We start from the raw sequence: 589 nt of genomic DNA on the forward strand, positions 1-589 counted from the left end.
CCTCCCACCATCTCGCCTATGTGATCTATACCTCCGGGTCCACCGGCACCCCCAAGGGCGTCATGGTCGAACATCGCAACGTGACCCGATTGTTCGATGCCACCCACCCCTGGTATCACTTCGACCAGAACGACACCTGGTGCCTGCTTCATTCCTTTGCCTTCGACTTCTCCGTCTGGGAACTTTGGGGCGCCCTGCGCTATGGCGGCAAGCTCGTCGTCGTGCCGCACCACACCGTGCGCTCGCCCCAGGAGCTTCATCGCCTGGTGTGCGAACAAGGCGTCACCGTCCTGAACCAAACCCCCAGCGCCTTCAAGGCATTCATCGCCAGTCAAGCCCAAAGCCATCTCACCGATCGGCTGCGCTACGTCATCTTCGGCGGCGAAGCGCTCGAACCCTCTATCCTGCAAGCCTGGTACGACACCCGCGATGACCGGACGCCTCAACTGGTCAACATGTACGGCATCACGGAAACAACCGTCCATGTGACCTATCGCCCGCTTCGCTCCGACGATAGCCGGCAGACCGGCAGTCCGATCGGCAAGCGGATTCCCGATCTCAGAATCTACCTGCTGGATGAGTCCGGCCA

At 61.1% G+C, this 589-nt stretch carries 1 protein-coding gene; it reads left to right on the plus strand.

The genetic code is table 11. The features are described from left to right. On the plus strand, positions 1–589 hold a 589-nt coding region (locus tag RZR99_RS33015), incomplete at both ends, for an AMP-binding protein (protein WP_323123856.1).

The organism is Burkholderia alba, assembly GCF_034721475.1.
In the GTDB taxonomy this organism is placed as follows: Bacteria; Pseudomonadota; Gammaproteobacteria; order Burkholderiales; family Burkholderiaceae; genus Burkholderia; species Burkholderia alba.